The 17,636-nt window shown below is 65.4% G+C and carries 11 protein-coding genes and 1 pseudogene; 9 read left to right on the top strand and 3 right to left on the bottom strand.

Annotated features, from left to right (window positions below):
- Positions 1-97 precede the first annotated feature (97 nt).
- Positions 98-1,864, top strand: a complete 1,767-nt coding sequence (locus tag EVC45_RS13690) for an MOSC and FAD-binding oxidoreductase domain-containing protein (protein WP_129958512.1) — start codon at positions 98-100, stop codon at positions 1,862-1,864.
- A 69-nt stretch (positions 1,865-1,933) separates the two neighbouring features.
- Here EVC45_RS13690 and EVC45_RS13685 read toward each other — a convergent pair whose 3' ends face one another.
- Positions 1,934-2,653 carry a TetR/AcrR family transcriptional regulator gene (locus EVC45_RS13685; protein WP_129958511.1) on the bottom strand — a complete coding sequence of 240 codons (720 nt, stop codon included), beginning with the start codon at positions 2,651-2,653 and terminating at the stop codon, positions 1,934-1,936.
- Between the two features lie 348 nt (positions 2,654-3,001).
- Between EVC45_RS13685 and EVC45_RS13680 the strand changes: the two genes are divergently transcribed.
- The 5 genes and pseudogenes from EVC45_RS13680 to hydA all read left to right on the top strand — a co-directional run bounded on the left by EVC45_RS13680 (position 3,002) and on the right by hydA (position 10,166).
- Positions 3,002-4,267, top strand: a complete 1,266-nt coding sequence (locus EVC45_RS13680) for a Zn-dependent hydrolase (protein ID WP_129958510.1) — start codon at positions 3,002-3,004, stop codon at positions 4,265-4,267.
- Positions 4,268-4,393: 126 nt separating this feature from the next.
- Positions 4,394-5,779: an NAD(P)-dependent oxidoreductase gene (locus EVC45_RS13675; protein ID WP_129958509.1), complete on the top strand. Its 1,386-nt coding sequence runs from the start codon at positions 4,394-4,396 to the stop codon at positions 5,777-5,779.
- Between the two features lie 48 nt (positions 5,780-5,827).
- On the top strand, positions 5,828-7,108 hold the full coding sequence (gene preA, locus EVC45_RS13670; RefSeq protein ID WP_129958508.1) for an NAD-dependent dihydropyrimidine dehydrogenase subunit PreA: 1,281 nt from the start codon (positions 5,828-5,830) through the stop codon (positions 7,106-7,108).
- Positions 7,109-7,162: 54 nt separating this feature from the next.
- Positions 7,163-8,666 (top strand): annotated as a pseudogene (locus EVC45_RS13665) (NCS1 family nucleobase:cation symporter-1).
- 42 nt (positions 8,667-8,708) lie between these two features.
- Positions 8,709-10,166 (top strand): dihydropyrimidinase, encoded by a 1,458-nt coding sequence (hydA, locus tag EVC45_RS13660; RefSeq protein ID WP_129958507.1) that lies wholly within the window; start codon positions 8,709-8,711, stop codon positions 10,164-10,166.
- A gap of 135 nt (positions 10,167-10,301) precedes the next feature.
- On the opposite strand, the gene EVC45_RS13655 is transcribed toward hydA, so the two are convergent.
- Both EVC45_RS13655 and EVC45_RS13650 read right to left on the bottom strand, forming a co-directional pair.
- Positions 10,302-12,083, bottom strand: coding sequence for a Rieske 2Fe-2S domain-containing protein (locus tag EVC45_RS13655; protein WP_129958506.1), 1,782 nt, complete (start codon positions 12,081-12,083; stop codon positions 10,302-10,304).
- A gap of 152 nt (positions 12,084-12,235) precedes the next feature.
- Complete coding sequence (locus tag EVC45_RS13650; RefSeq protein WP_136624675.1) at positions 12,236-12,535, bottom strand: hypothetical protein; 300 nt, start codon at positions 12,533-12,535, stop codon at positions 12,236-12,238.
- Between the two features lie 372 nt (positions 12,536-12,907).
- Here EVC45_RS13650 and EVC45_RS13645 point away from each other — a divergent pair, with 372 nt between their 5' ends.
- From EVC45_RS13645 to EVC45_RS13635, 3 genes are all read left to right on the top strand, one after another.
- Positions 12,908-14,275 (top strand): 2-hydroxycarboxylate transporter family protein, encoded by a 1,368-nt coding sequence (locus tag EVC45_RS13645; RefSeq protein ID WP_129958504.1) that lies wholly within the window; start codon positions 12,908-12,910, stop codon positions 14,273-14,275.
- 101 nt (positions 14,276-14,376) lie between these two features.
- Positions 14,377-16,260 (top strand): ATP-binding protein, encoded by a 1,884-nt coding sequence (locus EVC45_RS13640; protein ID WP_129958503.1) that lies wholly within the window; start codon positions 14,377-14,379, stop codon positions 16,258-16,260.
- Positions 16,250-17,611 (top strand): sigma-54 dependent transcriptional regulator, encoded by a 1,362-nt coding sequence (locus tag EVC45_RS13635; RefSeq protein ID WP_129958502.1) that lies wholly within the window; start codon positions 16,250-16,252, stop codon positions 17,609-17,611. Before EVC45_RS13640 ends, EVC45_RS13635 begins: the two co-directional genes overlap by 11 nt.
- The last annotated feature ends 25 nt before the right edge of the window (positions 17,612-17,636 follow it).

Below are 17,636 nucleotides of genomic sequence, written 5' to 3'. Positions count from 1 at the left end.
CATGCATGACCAGATTCAGACACGACTCACATTCAACGAAGTCGTCGAGCCGTGCAGCCCCGCTTTCATCCCGCGACACGTTTGAGGGTCGACAGACATGGCTCGATTGTTATCGGTGAATGTCGGGCTGCCGCGCGACATCGAATGGAGAGGGCGCGTCGTGCATACCGGAAGCTGGAAAACGCCGGTGCAGGGACGCTGCGTCGCGCGACGCCTGGGCCTCGACGGCGACGGACAAGGCGATCTCGCCGGACATGGCGGCGAACAGCGCGCGGTGCTCGTCTATCAGATCGAATCCTACCGGCATTGGGAGCGGCAATTAACGCGCAGCGGCTTCGTGTTCGGACAGTTCAGCGAGAACCTGACGATCGACGGATTGCCGGATCGTACCGTTTGCATCGGCGACGTGTTCAGAATCGGGACCGCTGTGTTCGAAGTCAGTCAGCCCCGTGTGACCTGCTATCGCATCGGCATCAGAATGAAAGAGCCGACGATGGCCGCGTTGCTGACTTCCAGCGGGCGCCCCGGTTTCTATATGCGCGTGCTGCAGGAAGGCGACATCGGAGCGGGCGACGAGATCGTCAAACTGCGCGAGGCGAATGAGCGGATGACCATCGAGGAAGTCAATGCGCTGCTGTATTCGTCCGCTCATCCTCGTGATCGACTGGAGCGCGCGCTGCGGATCGATGCGCTGTCGCCCGGGTGGCAAGGATCGTTCAAGGCGCTGCTCGGCAGCATCGACGCGGGCGCGACGAGCGGCAACGCCGGACTTGCAGCGGCGGCGGCATCGAGTGCCGCGGCGCCGGGTTTTCGGAAACTCAGCGTGGCAAGCATCGAGCGGGAGTCCACCGACGTGCGCTCATACGTATTCGAGGCGACGGACGGCGAGCCGCTGGTGCCGGCTCGTCCAGGTCAGTATGTGGTGCTGCGCCTGTTGCAGGCGGACGGCGCGCCGCCATTGTTTCGGAGCTACTCGTTGTCAGGCCGGCCGTCGTCGGAGCGATATCGCATCAGTGTGAAGATCGAGCCGCATGGTTTGGCAGGGGCGCATCTGAGTGAACACGTGCGCGTGGGAGACGTGATCGATGTCAGTGCGCCGCGCGGCGACTTCTTTCTGGAGGAAGGAAACGGGCCCGTGGCGTTACTCAGTGCGGGCATTGGAGCGACGCCGGTTCTGTCGATGCTGTTCGCGCTGTCGGATGCGCGATCGCCGAGGCAGGTCTTGTGGCTGCACGCGGCGCATGACAGCGCGCACCATCCGTTCGCAGTAGAGACGCGCCGCTTGCTGCGGTCGCTGCCGAATGGACGCGGGCACGTCTGCTACAGCGCGCCCTCGGCCGCGGACCGCTTCGGTGACGACTTCGATACGGCGGGCCATCTGTCGCGCGCCGTTCTCGAAGAGATCGGCATTCCGCGCGATGCAGACGTTTATCTTTGCGGGCCGACGCGTTTTATGGACGACATGAAGCTGGCGCTCGACGCCATCGGCGTATCGGCGCGACGCGTGCATATGGAGCGCTTCGGCGGAGTCGAGGCGCGCACTCCCGGCGTCGTCGATGCAGCGCGGCCAGTGCCGCATTTGCCCACCGCATCCACGCTCACCGACGGACCTCTGGTGTCCTTCGCGCGCAGTCAGCTTTCCGTGCGTTGGAGTTCGGCGGCGTACGGCAATTTGCTCGAGCTTGCCGAAGCCTGCGATGTCCCGGTCCGATGGTCATGCCGCACGGGCGTCTGCCACAACTGCGAGAGCGGCCTCGTTGCCGGCTCGGTTGCATACTCGCCCGAGCCTCTCGACCAGCCTGCGATCGGCAATCTGCTGACGTGCTGTTCGCGGCCGACCAGCGACGTCGTAGTCGATCTGTAAATGCCAGGCGGCGGTTCATCGACTGGAGAGTCTGTACTGCAATCACTGCAGGGTGCGGCGACCTCGTTTTCACGGACCCGGCGATCGCGCTCCACTCGCTCGCAGGATCATGCTCACCACTTCTTCCGTGGTGGCCTCGAAGCGCTTCGTCGATAGCGCGCGCTTGCCCGACAGCGCGTATATCTGAGCCTCGAAATCGGCATAGTGCTGCGTGGTTGCCCAGATCATGAAGAGCAGCGTTCGTGGGTCGACGGGCGCGAGCAGGCCTTTGGCTATCCATCGCTCGATCAGCTTCACACGTGTGTCCATCCACGGCTTCACACGTTCGAGCAGGATCTCCTGCATGTGCGCCGCGCCGCTGATGATTTCGTTGGCCCACACTTTCGAGCCGAGCGGGCGGCGCCGGGACAGCGCCATCTTGGCGCGCACGTAACCGCCTATCGCCTCGACCGGATCGTCGCTTGCATCGAACAGGTTGGCCGCCGCGTTCCATTCCTCGAATACATCGTCGAGTACGCGCCAGTACAGCGCCTGTTTGGTCGGGAAGTAGTAGTGCAGATTGGCTTTCGGCAAGCCTGCGCGCTCCGCAATCAGCGCCGTGCTCGCGCCTTCGAAGCCGCGTTCGGCGAACACGGCTTCGGCACAGGCGAGCAGATGGGATTCATTGGACGCGCGAATCGAGGCTTTGCGCCGACGCGGCTCGTGCGTTGCGTCAGCGGCTGGCTGCGCCAGCGCGGTGCCGCGCGTCCCGAGGGACGCGGCTCGCGTGGTGGGGTCGTCGTTGCGCATGGGGTTCGTCCGTTCAAGAGAAATGAGGTGCGCGTCGGCCGCGTGCATGTCGGCTTCATTGTAGCCACGATGCAAGTGCGTCGCGTATTCATCCGCATCGGGACAAACGCGCAAGGCGCACGCTCGCGTGCTTTTCGCGCACTGCAGCATCAATGGCACGCTTCTCGCTCGTAACTCCGTATTGAATTCGCGAAGTTTATCGTCTAAAACCTGTCCAATCGGACAGGATTCGAAGGGCGGGTTTTCAGCAGCCGCATAGTGCCATCGGGGCGTGCACCGTCATCGCTCTTCGCGCCCCACACGGTGGCATGCACGCACGTTTGACGAACACGGACAGGAGGAACACGTATGGACGCAGTAAGCGAAGCCGCGCTGACGACCGCGATTCACGTGAACGGCCAGCGATTGTGGGTCAGCCTGATGGAGATGGCGCGGATCGGCGCCACACCCAAAGGCGGCGTATGCCGTCTCGCGCTGACCGACCTCGACAGGCAGGGCCGCGATCTGATCGTGCAATGGGCGAAAGAGGCGCAGTGCACGGTGAGTGTCGACCAGATGGGCAACGTGTTCATGCGCCGCGCGGGGCGCAACAACGATCTGCCGCCCGTGATGACCGGCTCGCACGCCGACTCGCAGCCCACCGGCGGGCGCTTCGACGGTATCTATGGCGTGCTCGGCGGGCTGGAGGTGATTCGCTCGCTCAACGATTACGGCATCGAGACCGAGCGCCCGATTGAAACGGTGATCTGGACCAACGAAGAAGGCTCGCGTTTCGCGCCGGCGATGGTCGCCTCCGGCGTCTTTGCGGGCGTATTCACGCTTGAATATGGGCTTTCGCGCAAGGACGTGGACGGCAAGACCATCGGCGAGGAATTGCAGCGCATCGGCTACGCGGGCGCGTTGCCGTGCGGCGGCCGCAAGATTCACGCTGCGTTCGAACTGCACATCGAACAAGGACCGATACTCGAGGCCGAAAACAGGACGATCGGCGTGGTCACCGACGCGCAAGGCCAGCGCTGGTACGAAGTCGTGTTGACGGGGCAGGAGGCGCACGCGGGGCCTACGCCGATGCCGCGCCGCCGCGACGCGCTGCTGGGTGCCTCGCGTGTCGTGCAGCTCGTCAACGAAATCGGCCTGCGTCACGCGCCGCTCGCATGCGCGACGGTCGGCATGATGCAGGTGCATCCGAACTCGCGCAACGTGATTCCCGGCCGCGTGTTCTTCACGATCGACTTTCGCCATCCGCAGGACGAGGTGCTGGCGCAGATGAACGCCGAGCTGCGCGAAGGCATCGCGAAGATCGCGGAGCAGGGCAAGCTCGAAGCCGACGTCGAGCAGATTTTCTACTACGCGCCCGTGCCGTTCGACGAGGCGTGCGTGAAGTCCGTGCGCGCGGCGGCCGAGCGCTTCGGCTATTCGAACCGCGACATCGTGTCGGGCGCGGGTCACGACGCGTGCTATCTCGCGACGGTCGCGCCGACCTCGATGGTGTTCGTGCCGTGCATCGACGGCATCAGCCACAACGAAGTCGAGGACGCGACGATCGAATGGATCGAAGCCGGCGCGAACGTCCTGCTGCACGCGATGCTCGAACGCGCGAGCGAGCCTGGCTGACGCACGACGATTGAACCAAAGCGGTCTCAGAGCCGCGCTGTCTTTCCAGCGATTCCCCCTGTACCGGCCGCGCGCATCACGCGCACGGCCGGCGGACCCGTGTTTTGCCTCGCAAGGAGCATCCGGATGTCCCAGACCACCTCGAATGCCGCCGACGGCATCGCCCCAGGCCGTCTCAGCGCCGAGCAACTCGGCTGCAATTTCGCCGACGTCGCGCCGCCGCTTTCCGCGAGCGCGGCCGTGATCGCGGCCGACCGCTGTCATTACTGTTACGACGCACCCTGCGTGAACGCGTGCCCCACGGGCATCGACATTCCCGCCTTCATCCGCAAGATCGGCAACGGCAATCTGAAGGGCGCGGCGCGCGACATTCTGAGCGCGAACCCGCTGGGCGGCATGTGCGCGCGCGTGTGCCCCACCGAAATTCTCTGCGAAGGCGCCTGCGTGAGAAATCATCAGGATGGCGAGCCGGTTCAGATCGGCGCGCTGCAACGTCATGCGACCGACTTCCAGATGGCGCGCGAAGCGGCCGGTGCCCCTGCGCTGTTCAAGCGCGCGAGCGACACAGGCCGTCACGTTGCGCTGATCGGCGCGGGGCCCGCGGGTCTCGCCTGTGCGCATACGCTCGCGCTTGCCGGGCATCGCGTGAGCGTACTCGACGCGCGCGAACAGCCGGGCGGCTTGAACGAGTACGGCATCGCGGCGTACAAGACCGTCGACGACTATGCGCAGCGCGAAGTGCAATGGCTGCTTTCCATCGGCGGGATCGAACTGCGCCAGGGCCAGCGGCTGGGGCATGACGTGACGCTGGCGGAGCTACGCGCGGCGTACGACGCGGTGTTCATCGGCGTCGGACTCGGCGGCACGCATGCGCTCTCCATCGAAGGCGAATCGCTCGACGGCGTGCTCGATGCGGTGGATTTCATCGCACGTTTGCGCGCGGCCGATGACCTGTCCAGCGTGCCCGTCGGCCGCAAGGTGGTGGTGCTCGGAGGCGGCAATACGGCAATCGACGCCGCCGTGCAAAGCCGCAAGCTGGGTGCGCAGCAGGTGACGCTCGCCTATCGTCGCGGCGCGGCACAGATGAGCGCCACCTGGGCCGAGCTGGAATTCGCGCGCACCCAGGGCGTGACGTTGGCCGAGTGGATGAAGCCGCTGCGAATCGTCGGCGACACGCAGGTGCGGGCGGTGGAATTCGAGCGCACGGCGCTCGATACATCCGGCGCGTTGCTCGGCACGGGGGAGATCGTGCGCGTGGAGGCCGATATGGTGCTGAAGGCCATTGGCCAGAAGCTCTTACCCGCGGGCCTCGACGGGCTGCAACTGACCGAGGCAGGCACGCGCATCGCCGTGGATGCGGATGGCGCGACCTCGCTCGCGGGCGTTTTCGCCGGTGGCGATTGTGCCGGCCACGGCGCGGCCGATCTGACCGTCCAGGCCGTGCAGGACGGCAAGCTCGCCGCGCACGCGATCGACCGCTTCCTTGCGAATCAGTCCGCGAGAGCCGCCTGAGCCGCGCGAAAGCTGCACCGAATCCAGATCAAACGAAGGAGTCGCATCATGGCCGACCTGCGCTGCACGATTGCCGGCATTCAATCGCCCAACCCGTTCTGGCTCGCTTCCGCGCCGCCCACCGACAAGGCCTACAACGTCAACCGCGCGTTCGAAGCGGGTTGGGGCGGCGTGGTCTGGAAGACGCTCGGGCTCGACCCGCACGTGGTGAACGTGAGTTCGCGCTACGGCGCTACCACCTGGCGCGGCCAGCGCATCGCGGGCCTGAACAACATCGAGCTGATCACCGACCGGCCGCTCGACGTGAACCTCAAGGAAATCGCGCAGGTGAAGCGGGACTGGCCCGACCGGGCCCTCATCGTCTCGCTGATGGTCCCTTGCAACGAGGACGACTGGAAGTGGATCCTGCCGCAGGTGGAAGACACCGGCGCGGACGCCGTCGAACTCAACTTCGGCTGTCCGCACGGCATGAGCGAGCGCGGCATGGGCGCGGCGGTGGGGCAGGTGCCCGAGTACATCGAAATGGTCACCCGCTGGGTGAAGGAAGGCACGCGCCTGCCGTGCCTCGTGAAACTCACGCCGAACGTCACCGACATCCGTCACGGCGCGCGCGCGGCGATGAAGGGTGGTGCGGACGGCGTCTCGCTGATCAACACGATCAACTCGATCGTCGGTGTCGATCTCGACGTGATGGCGCCGCTGCCCACCGTCGACGGCAAGGGCACGCATGGCGGCTATTGCGGTCCCGCCGCGAAGCCGATCGCGCTGCACATGGTCGCGGAGATTGCGCGCGACCCGCAAACGCATGGCTTGCCCATCTCCGGCATCGGCGGCATTTCCGACTGGCGCGACGCCGCGGAATTCATCGTGCTGGGAGCGGGCAGCGTGCAGGTCTGCACCGCCGCGATGCACTACGGCTTCCGGATCGTCGGCGACATGATCGACGGTCTATCCAACTGGATGGACGACAAAGGGTACGCGAGCCTCGACGCCATTCGCGGCCGCGCGGTGCCGAACGTCACCGACTGGCAATACCTGAACCTCAACTACGACATCAAGGCCCGTATCGATCAGGACCGCTGCATCCAGTGCGGGCTCTGCCACATCGCCTGCGAAGACACCTCGCATCAGGCGATCACCGCCACGCGCGACGGCAAGCGCCACTTCGAGGTGGTCGATGCGAACTGCGTCGGGTGCAATCTATGCATGCATGTTTGCCCGGTGGACCAATGCATCACGATGGAGCGTGTCGATTCGGGCGAGCGCTACGAGAACTGGACCACGCACCCGAACAACCCGGCGCGCGTCGCCGACCCGAAAGCCGCCTGACACCTTGAAGCAGGACTGAGCCGGACCCACGACAAGCGACGGAGAACCCACCCGATGAGCCAGCCCCTAGCAGTCGACGCCAACGCGCGCCGCGCCGAAAGCGAGCTATACAACGATGATCTCGCGCCCACCGGCGCCGCGCAGCGTACCTGGCGCTGGTATCACTTCGCGGCGCTATGGGTCGGCATGGTGATGAACATCGCCTCCTACATGCTCGCCGCCGGCCTGACCGAGCAGGGCATGTCGCCGTGGCAGGCGGTGCTCACCGTGCTGCTCGGCAATCTGATCGTGCTCGTGCCGATGCTGCTGATCGGTCATGCGGGCACCAAGTACGGCATTCCTTATGCGGTGCTGGTGCGAGCTTCGTTCGGCACCCAGGGCGCGAAGCTGCCCGCGATGCTGCGCGCCGTCGTGGCATGCGGCTGGTACGGGATTCAATCATGGCTGGGCGGCAGCGCGATCTATACGCTCGTCAACATCCTCACGCACAACGCGCTGGTGGGCGACGCGCTGCCGTTTCTCGGCATTTCGATCGGCCAGGCCAGCTGCTTTCTCATCTTCTGGGTGTTTCAGCTGTACTTCATCCTGCACGGCACCGATTCGATCCGCTGGCTCGAAAGCTGGTCCGCGCCCATCAAGGTGGTGATGTGCGCGGTGCTCGTGTGGTGGGCCTGTTCGAGGGCAGGCGGGGTGGGCTCGATGCTGTCGCAGCCGTCGCAGTTCGCCGCCGGCGGCCAGAAGGCGGGCCTGTTCTGGGCGACGTTCTGGCCGAGCCTCACGGCCATGGTGGGTTTCTGGGCGACGCTCGCGCTCAACATTCCCGACTTCACGCGTTTCGCGAAAACGCAAAAAAGACCAGTTCGTGGGCCAGGCCATCGGCCTGCCGATTCCGATGGCGTTGCTGTCGGTGGTCTCCGTGGTCGTGACCTCGGCGACGGTGGTGATTTACGGCAAGGCGATCTGGGATCCGATCGATCTCACGAGCCGCATGGAGGGCGTCGGCGTGGGCATCGCGCTCGTCATCCTCACCCTGGACACGATGTGCTGCAACCTCGCCGCGAACCTCGTCGGGCCGGCCTACGATTTTTCGAGCCTCTGGCCCAAGGGCATTTCGTACAAGGCGGGCGGCTTGATCACCGCGGCCATCGCCATCGTGATGATGCCGTGGAAGATCCTCGCCACCACGCAGGGCTATATCTTCACGTGGCTCGTCGGTTATTCGGCGCTGCTCGGGCCGGTGGCCGGCATCCTGATGGTCGACTACTTTCTGGTTCGCGCCACGCGTCTCGACACGGCCCAGCTGTTCGACGAAAACGGCGAATACGCGTACTCGAACGGCTGGAATCCGGCTGCCGTGATTGCGCTGATCGCCGGTGTGCTGCCGAACCTGCCGGGCTTTCTCAACATCGCGTTCCCGACGGTGTTTTCCTCCGTGCCCGACGCGTTCAAAAGCATTTACACCTATGCGTGGTTCGTGGGGCTCGCGATTGCGGCACTCGTCTACGGCGTGATGATGAAGGTCGGTAAGAGCCGGCGGCCGAGTGTTGCGAGTGCGTGAGCGTTTCAAGCGTCAATGTTCAACTGAAGGAGACTTGGCATCATGGCGATCCTGATTCGAGGCGGCACCGTCGTCAATGCAGACAAGAGCTGGCGTGCGGACGTGCTCTGCGAAAACGGCGTGATCCAGAGCGTCGGCGAAAACCTCGACGCGCCCGCGGGCGCGACCGTGGTCGATGCCGGTGGCCAATATGTGATGCCTGGCGGCATCGATCCGCACACGCATATGGAACTGCCCTTCATGGGCACGACCGCCAGCGACGACTTCTATACGGGCACGGCGGCGGGGCTGGCGGGCGGCACGACATCGATCATCGACTTCGTGATCCCCAACCCGAAGCAGCCGCTGATGGACGCCTTTCGCGAGTGGCGCGGCTGGGCCGAAAAAGCCGCTGCCGACTATGGCTTTCACGTGGCGGTGACGTGGTGGGATGAAAGCGTGCATCGCGACATGGGGCTGCTCGTGAACGAGCATGGCGTGTCGAGCTTCAAGCACTTCATGGCCTACAAGAACGCCATCATGGCCGACGACGAGATACTCGTGAACAGCTTTGCGCGCTCGCTCGAACTGGGCGCGCTGCCCACCGTACACGCGGAAAACGGCGAGCTCGTATTTCAGTTGCAACGCCAGTTGCTTGCGCGCGGCTTCACGGGACCCGAGGCGCACCCGCTGTCGCGGCCACCGGAGGTCGAAGGCGAGGCGGCGAATCGCGCGATCCGCATCGCCCAGGTACTGGGTGTGCCGGTGTACATCGTGCATGTGTCGGCAAAAGACGCGCTGGAGGCGATCGCGCGCGCACGCAGCGAAGGGCAGCGCGTATTCGGCGAAGTGCTCGCGGGACATCTGGTGATCGACGAGGCCGTCTATCGCGATCCGGACTGGACGCGCGCCGCCGCCCACGTGATGAGCCCGCCGTTCCGGTCGCAGGAGCATCGCGACGCGCTGTGGCGCGGACTTCAGGGCGGCCTGCTGCACACCACCGCCACCGACCACTGCGTGTTCTGCGCATCGCAGAAGGCGATGGGCCGTCATGATTTCACGCGAATTCCGAACGGTTGCGGCGGCGTGGAGGATCGCATGGCGGTGTTGTGGGATCAGGGTGTGAACACCGGCCGGCTCACGGTGAACGAATTCGTGCGCGTCACCTCCACCAACGCCGCGCAGATCTTCAACCTGTACCCGCGCAAGGGGACGGTGGCCGTGGGCGCCGACGCCGATCTCGTCGTCTGGGATCCGGAGGCCACGCGCACGATCTCGGTCAACACGCATCATCAGAACGTGGATTTCAACGTGTTCGAAGGGATGACGGTTCGCGGGGTGCCAACCCACACCGTCTCGCAAGGCGAACTCGTGTGGGCGGACGGCGATCTGCGCGCTCGGCGCGGTGCCGGGCGCTACCTGAAGCGGCCCGCGAATCCGGGCTATCTGCAGGCGTCGCGCCTCGCGAAGAGCCTGAAGCAGACGCAGCCGGTGCATCGCGAAGGTGATGCGCCACAGTGAACGCGGCAACGCATGGAGGCACTGCATGGAGGCACTGCGGGAGACTACCGGCGCTCGACTCGGCAGGCTTGGCGTCGCGTGCCGGTAGTTCGAGCGCGACCCGGTCGGCGCTTATCAATCGACTAACGCCACGCGTTAAGCGGCTCCAGCTACCTGATGCAATTCGCCGCCCAGCATCAGGCGCCGCGCGATGTCGGCCGTCTGCAGCATTCCACGTTCTGTCGGTGAATGGGCCGCGAGATAGCGGACGACCGCTATGAGAACGTGCCTTCCTTCGGCAGTATCGCCCCATACGGCAAACTGCCGGACGCCGGCCTCCAGCATCTGATAGGCGTGAAAGCCGGCATCTTCACGCAGCACGGCATACGCGAGCGTGGCGATCAGTGCCTTCGGCGGATGACCGAGCGTGAGATGGCGCGCCACGAGTTTCGCCGCAAGATCGACCTGGCGCTGCCGATCGAAGGCGTCGAGCAAGGCCGTTCGGATCGATCCCTCATCGGCAGGAAGGTCGTCGAGACGGTCGTTGTCGTCACCCGGGATGCGGGCCGGTGGAACGTTCAGATACCGTGCAAGGTAGAGCGCCATGGCTCCATGCAAGATGCCGCGAATGGCCGTGAGGCGACTGTCGAGGCTCGCGGCCCCAACGCGCCTGAGCATCTGGTGGAGCGCGTTGGCGTGGGTAAACACATGATGCGCGGTGTCCCAGTCGGCGTACTCGTTGGCATTACCGAAGCGAGCCACGCGTAACGCCGCTGCGTAGGCGAGGGACTGTCCGAGGTCAGCAGGCGTGGCGCCTGCGTGGAGCGCCGCCTTCAGCGAGTCGATGATTCTCGCCGGATCGTCTGCAAGCAGCTCTCGGGCTAGCGCCGCGTGATTCGACCAGCCTTGCGCGCTGCGTCCGGCAGCGAAAAGGTCCGACATCTGGCTGGCTGCTTCGCCGCACAGCGCGATAAGGTCAACGGGCTGGCGCCAGGCGGTGGATTCCTCGGCGCCACGCGCGCTCACCATCTGGGCCACCACAGTCGGAAGCACAGCGGACGCGTGCTCCCAGCCGATCAGATCGAGGCACTCGAACGCCTTGTTGATGAAGTCGAGCGAATGACCGGAGTCCGCGAAGGCTCGCGCGGTCCCGGCCGACAGCAGGGCATCCGCGAGCACGGCGGGCGGAAGACCGGAGGCAATCGCGGTCAACAGCGTGCGCTCGGCGGCCTCGCGATGACGCACGTTGGTCCAAAGGTGCAGCCAGCGGCAGAGTGTGGCGGCCTCGGGTCGGCTCGACAGCGGCGCACGTTCCCGCCGCGGCGCCTCGCCGTCACAGTCGGCCGCCACGCGGCGCGCGCCGTGGAAGAGGGCGAGGTAGACGTCGCCTTGCGGCAGCATCGACAACAGGCTGCCAAGCGATGTGAGTATCGTGAGACCCACCCCCCAGCCGTCACGGTTCTGTGCTCCGAACAGCGCGATCTGCCGGACGATATCGGCGTGGGACACGTCGGTGGCGAGTTGACCATGCACGGCCTTGGCGATCACGAGTCCAAGATCGTGTGCGAGGCCATCCGCAAGCCGTCGACGCCAGTGAGCGGCAGCATCGGGATGACGCGACATGGTTGCGACCCAGACGTCGCCATTGCGCAGCTGGACTTCGTAGCTCGGGACATCGTCTGCCCAAAGGTCGAAGGTGCAGCCACTTTCCAGATCGAAGCGGGCATGGTGCCAGTGACAGGTGAGGATGCCGTCTTCGACAGCGCCCCGCTCAAGCGGGAATCCCATGTGGGGGCAACGGTTGTCGAGGGCGAAGACCCGCTCGCGCTCGCAGATGACGAGGATCGGGCCATGGCCACCCTGGACGACACAGCGTCTCTTCGCTCGCAGCTCTTCGAGGCTTCCAGCTAGCACGAATCCGTCGTCCGGGGCATCCATATGCGAGCCTCCTACCTCCGTCCTGCGGGCCGTTGCAGGTACGGCCGCTTGCATCAAGACACCAGCATACTCCGCGGACAAAACGCCGAAGGCGTGTGTGGCAGCTCGAAATTCGCCACCCTATGCGGCCCTTCGTTCGGGGCCTCACTCCTTCACTCCACGCTTACGCATGCAACGCTCGGCGCAGTGTACGCAGACGGGTACGGTGAGAACGGACCGCTCACCAGCCGCAAGCGCTGCGTGGCAAGGACATCGGCTTCGACCTGTTCGCGACGCGTGAGCACCGCCTTTTCGCCGGCCGGCTGAGGTTGGTTCACGCTGCATAGCAGGTTCTTTCCGCTCGATAATTGGACCCGGGTTTCGTAGGCTGAATCCGGCAAGGCGGCCAGACTACACGTGCTCCACAGCGCAACGGCGCAACCAAGCGCGGATCCCAGTAGCTCGATTTTCATGGCTCTCTCCTCGAGTGAGGCAAGTTCATCTTCGACCAACGAAGAACGTCGTGCCAGCGAAAACTCGAAAAAATCTTGTGCTGGTAGCTCGACCACGGAGGCGGTCTCGGCCCCCTGGCCATCCACAGGCTGAGATTTCAGCCTGCCGGATGCGCCGATTCTGAATTCTCAGAGCGACGAACTGGGTTTGCCCAAACCGTCAATCAGAAAGTGCTTTTAAATCAACGAATCGAACGCACCCCTTCGTCCGGAATCGCGTTGGCACAGGTGATGCTTTATAGACGCCCGGCGGCCGCGAGTCTGTCGCCCCATTTTTAGAAACAGCACCGGCGACTCAACGCAATCCGGCCGCAAAAACGAAGGAGACACCCCGTGCAGCACAGCGCATCCGCATCCGCATCGTCCGAGACGATCCCCGAGCAGCAGTCCGCAACCCGTACCCGCTTCTGGCCTGAAGGCTGGTGGAAGCTGATGGAAATCCGCATCGGCATCATTCCGCTGCCGATCTACGTGATCCTGTTCGCGCTGATCACGGGCTTTGCCGTCACGGGCAAGGTGCCAGGCGAGATCTCGATGGCGATCGCAGTACTCGCGTTTTTCGGCTTCACGTGCGCCGAGCTCGGCAAGCGCTTGCCGCTGTTGCGCAACATCGGCGCGGCCGCGATTCTCGCGACCTTCGTGCCGTCGGCGCTCACGTACTACCACGTGTTGCCCAAACCGGTGCTGCACCTCACGGTCGAGTTCACGAAACAGACGAACTTCCTCTACCTGTTCATCGCGTCGATCATCGTCGGCAGCATTCTGAGCATGGACCGGCGCGTGCTGATCCAGGGCTTCCTGAAGATCTTCATTCCGCTCGCCGCCGGCACGGTCGCCGCGACCATCGTCGGCACGGCGGTGGGTACGGCGCTGGGCCTCGGCGCCAAGCACACGCTGCTGTACATCGTCGTGCCGATCATGGCCGGTGGTGTCGGCGAAGGTGCGATCCCGCTGTCCGTCGGCTATTCAGAAATCATGCACGTCGCGCAGGGCGACCTGTTTGCGCAGGTGTTGCCGCCCGTGATGCTCGGCAGCCTGATCGCGATCATCCTCTCCGGCGCGCTCGACATGCTGGGCAAGCGTTACCCGCATCTCACCGGCAATGGCCGCCTGCAAGTCGGCGAGGCAGGGGAGATGACTCCGTCGAACGAGGAAATCCGCGGCAATGTCGACGTCAGCCACGTCGCCGCAGCCGGCATCACGGCGATCACGCTGTACCTGATCGGCCTGATGGCGAACAAGCTGTTCGGCCTGCCCGCGCCCGTCGCGATGTTGTTCCTCGCCGTGCTCGTGAAGCTCGCACGCGCCGTTTCGCCGCCGCTGCAGGAAGGCGCGTTCGTCGTCTACAAGTTCTTCTCGACCGCGGTCACCTATCCGCTGCTGTTCGCCATCGGCGTCGCGATGACGCCGTGGGACAAGTTGATGGCCGCGTTCACGCTCGTCAATGTCGTGACGATCGCGGCGACCGTCGTGACGCTGATGGGCACCGGCTTCGTGGTCGGCCGCCTGATGAAGATGTACCCTATCGACACCGCAATCGTGAACGCGTGCCACAGCGGCCAGGGCGGCACCGGCGACGTCGCGATCCTCACCGCGGCGAACCGTATGCAGCTGATGCCGTTCGCGCAGATCGCCACACGCATCGGCGGCGCGATCGTCGTCACCGTGACACTCATCCTGGTCGCGCATTTCGGCGGGTGACGCGCGCTTACGGAGATTCTCGCGAGGGCGGCGCCGGCGGATCCGGCGCGGAGCATGTGCACATACCGCCGCTCGACGGCGGCCCATCGACGAGAGAAATCGTGCAAAAGCGCTATAAGGGAATCGCATGGTGGGGATGGGCGGCGGCCGCCGGGCTGTACGTCGCGGCGGCCGTCGTGGCCGTCGAGTTCGCGTGGGACCGCGCGATTGATGCGCTCGCCGAGGTCGGCACACATCGGCTCGATCTCTACTCTGCGAGTCTGAAGAGCGAACTGGGACGTTTCGAGACGGTGCCCGCGTTGGTTGCGAGGCAGGACAGCGTGCGCGCATTGCTGAGCGCATCGCCTGAAGGGGCGCCTCGTTTGACGCAAGCGGTCAATGCGTATCTCGAAGCGGTCAATCGGGACGTCGGCAGCGGCGCCGTCGACGTGATCAACGCCGACGGCTCCGTGATAGCCGCAAGCAACTGGGACCAGCCGGTCAGTTTTGTCGGCACCAACGTGTCGTACCGCCCGTACTTCCAGGACGCGCTCGCGCAGGGCCGGGGCCGCTTCTTCGGGATCGGTACGAACACGGGCGTGCCTGGTCTGTATTTCGCGAACGCGGTGCATCAGGGCGACACGGCAGGCGACAAGGTGATCGGTGTGGCGGCCGTCAAGGTCAGCGTCGACGCGCTCGAGTCCGCATGGCGCGCGCCCGGCGAAGCGGCGATCGTCGTCGACGGCAACGGCGTGATCGTGATTTCGACCGAGCCCGCATGGAAATTCACCGCCATGCGCGCGATGACCGCCGGGCAGCAGCGCGACATCCAGGCGTCGCGGCAATATGCGGGCCGTGTCGTCGACGCGTTGCCTTTTCGGCGCGTAGGCGAATGGAATGAGACCGCGTGGTTCGGCACCTTCCCGGACTTGCGTCGTGCGGGCCGCACCGCCCGCTATCTCGTGATGGCGCGTCCGGCCCCGCAGGGACACGACACGATCATGGTGCTGCTCGACACCGTCGGCGCGCGGCGCCAGCAGCGTGTCGCGTTCGCGTTCGTCACGGGAGGCTTCCTGATCGCCGTGCTCTATGCGTTGTACGCGCTGCAGCGCCGCAGGACGATCGCGGAGAAGCTCAACGCGCAGCAGGCGCTGCGCCGCGCCAACGACCAGCTTGAAACGACCGTCGTGCAACGGACCGCGGCGCTGACGGAGGCGAACGAACGGATGCAGCGGGAGATCGCCGAGCGCGAGCGCACCGAGCAGCGCCTGCGCGCAACGCAGCAGGAAGTCGTGCATGCCGGCAAGCTGGCGGTGATCGGCCAGATGGCGGCGGGCCTCACGCACGAGCTGAATCAACCTCTGGTCGCGATCCGTACGCTGTGCGATAACGCGCGCACGTTCCTCGAGCGCGATCAGAGCGCGCAGGCGATCTCCAATCTCGAGCGCGTGGGCCGTCTCGTCGACAGCATGGCGGTGTTGACCGGCGAGCTGAAAGCGTTCGCGCGCAAGCCGGAGGTGGAGCGGGTCGCGGTGTCGCTTGCCGAGGCGGTCGCGCACGCGCGGCTTATCTACGAGTCGCGCATCCGCGACAATGCGGTTCGGCTCGACGTGCGCATTCCCCCCGCCGCGACCGTCTACGCGGAATCGAGCCAGCTGCAGCAGGTGATCGTCAATCTGCTCGGCAACGCGCTCGACGCCGTTCGCGACGCGAGCACGCGGGTCGTCACGATGGAGGCGGCCGGGCCCGATCCGCACGGCCGCGTGCGCTTCTCGATCACCGACAGCGGCCCGGGCGTTGCACCGGAGGTGCTCGCGCATCTGTTCGAGCCGTTCGTCACGACGAAACCGCGCGGGCAAGGCCTCGGGCTCGGGCTCGCGATCACGTTGCGGATCGTCGAAGGGTTCGGGGCCAGGATCAGCGCGGCGAATTGCGACGACGGCGGCGCGCGCTTCACGATCGAATTCATGGCGGCCGAGCCGCAAAGGGCAGAGCATGGAAGGTGAAATCCGAGTGTTGGTCGTCGAGGACGATGAAAACGTCCGGCTCGGCGTCGAGCAGGCCGTTGCGCTTGCCGGCTTTGCGGTGAGCGCGTATGCGTCGGCGGCCGACGCGCTCGCCGAGGTCGCGCCCGGCGCGCCGATCGTGATCGTGTCGGACGTGCGGATGCCCGGCATCGACGGCTTGCAGTTGCTCGACCGGGTGATGGCGATCGACGCGCAGATTCCCGTTCTGCTGATCAGCGGACATGCGGATATCTCGACGGCGGTCGGTGCGATGCATGTCGGCGCCTACGATTTCATCGAGAAGCCGTTCTCGTCGGACGTGATCGCGGGCCGCGTGGCCCGCGCGGTCGAAAAACGCCGGCTCACGCTCGAGGTCGAAGGGCTGCGCGCGTCGCTGCGCAACTGGCAGGGGATCGAGGCGCTGGTGCTCGGCAAGTCGCCGGCGATGGCGGAAGTCCGCAGGAAGATTCTGCGGCTCGCCGATACGTCGGTGTCGGTGCTCATCAGCGGCGAAACCGGCACGGGCAAGGAACTGATCGCACGCAGCCTGCACGATTTCAGCGCCCGCCGCGACGCCCATTTCGTCGCGCTGAACTGTGGCGGCCTGCCGGAGCAGGTGTTCGAGAGCGAGCTGTTCGGCCACGAGGCGGGCGCCTTCACTGGCGCGATCAAGAAGCGCGTGGGCAAGATCGAATGGGCGAACGGCGGCACGCTCTTTCTCGATGAGATCGAGACGATGTCGATGCCGCTGCAGATCAAGATGCTGCGCGTGCTGCAGGAGCGCGTGCTCGAACGGCTGGGCGCGAACGAGCTGATACCGGTCGATTGCCGGATTGTCGCCGCGTCGAAGGCCGATCTGACCGAGCTCGCGGCTGCCGGCCAGTTTCGCTCGGACCTGCTGTACCGGCTGAACGTCGCGCAGATCGAACTGCCGCCGCTGCGCGAGCGGCGTGAGGACGTGCCGCTGCTGTTCGAGCACTTCGTGCTCGCGGCCGCGCGCCGCTTCGGCACGCCGGCTCCCTATGTCACCGCCGCGCAGATGTCCGATCTGATGACCCACCCGTGGCCCGGCAATGTGCGCGAGTTGCAGAACGTCGCGGACCGCTTCGTGCTCGGCTTGACCGGCGATAGTCTGCTATCCGAGGGCACCGGCGTAACGGGAGCCGGGACGCTCGCAGAGCAGCTTGCCTACTTCGAGCGGCTATTGATCGAAGAGGCGCTGCGGCGCCATCACGGCAACGTGGCCGACGCCAGCGGCGAACTCGGGATGCCCAGGAAGACCCTCTATCACAAGCTGCGTCAATTGAAGATCGCGGACCGGGATTCACAGGGCGAGGACAAGGACGCCTGAGCACGCCGCCGGCGGTTTGATGCGC

It is taken from the genome of Paraburkholderia sp. UYCP14C, from assembly GCF_004197395.1.
In the GTDB taxonomy this organism is placed as follows: Bacteria; Pseudomonadota; Gammaproteobacteria; order Burkholderiales; family Burkholderiaceae; genus Paraburkholderia.
The sequence above is the reverse complement of the archived record's forward strand: the minus strand, read 5'-3'. Positions and strand labels throughout refer to the sequence as shown.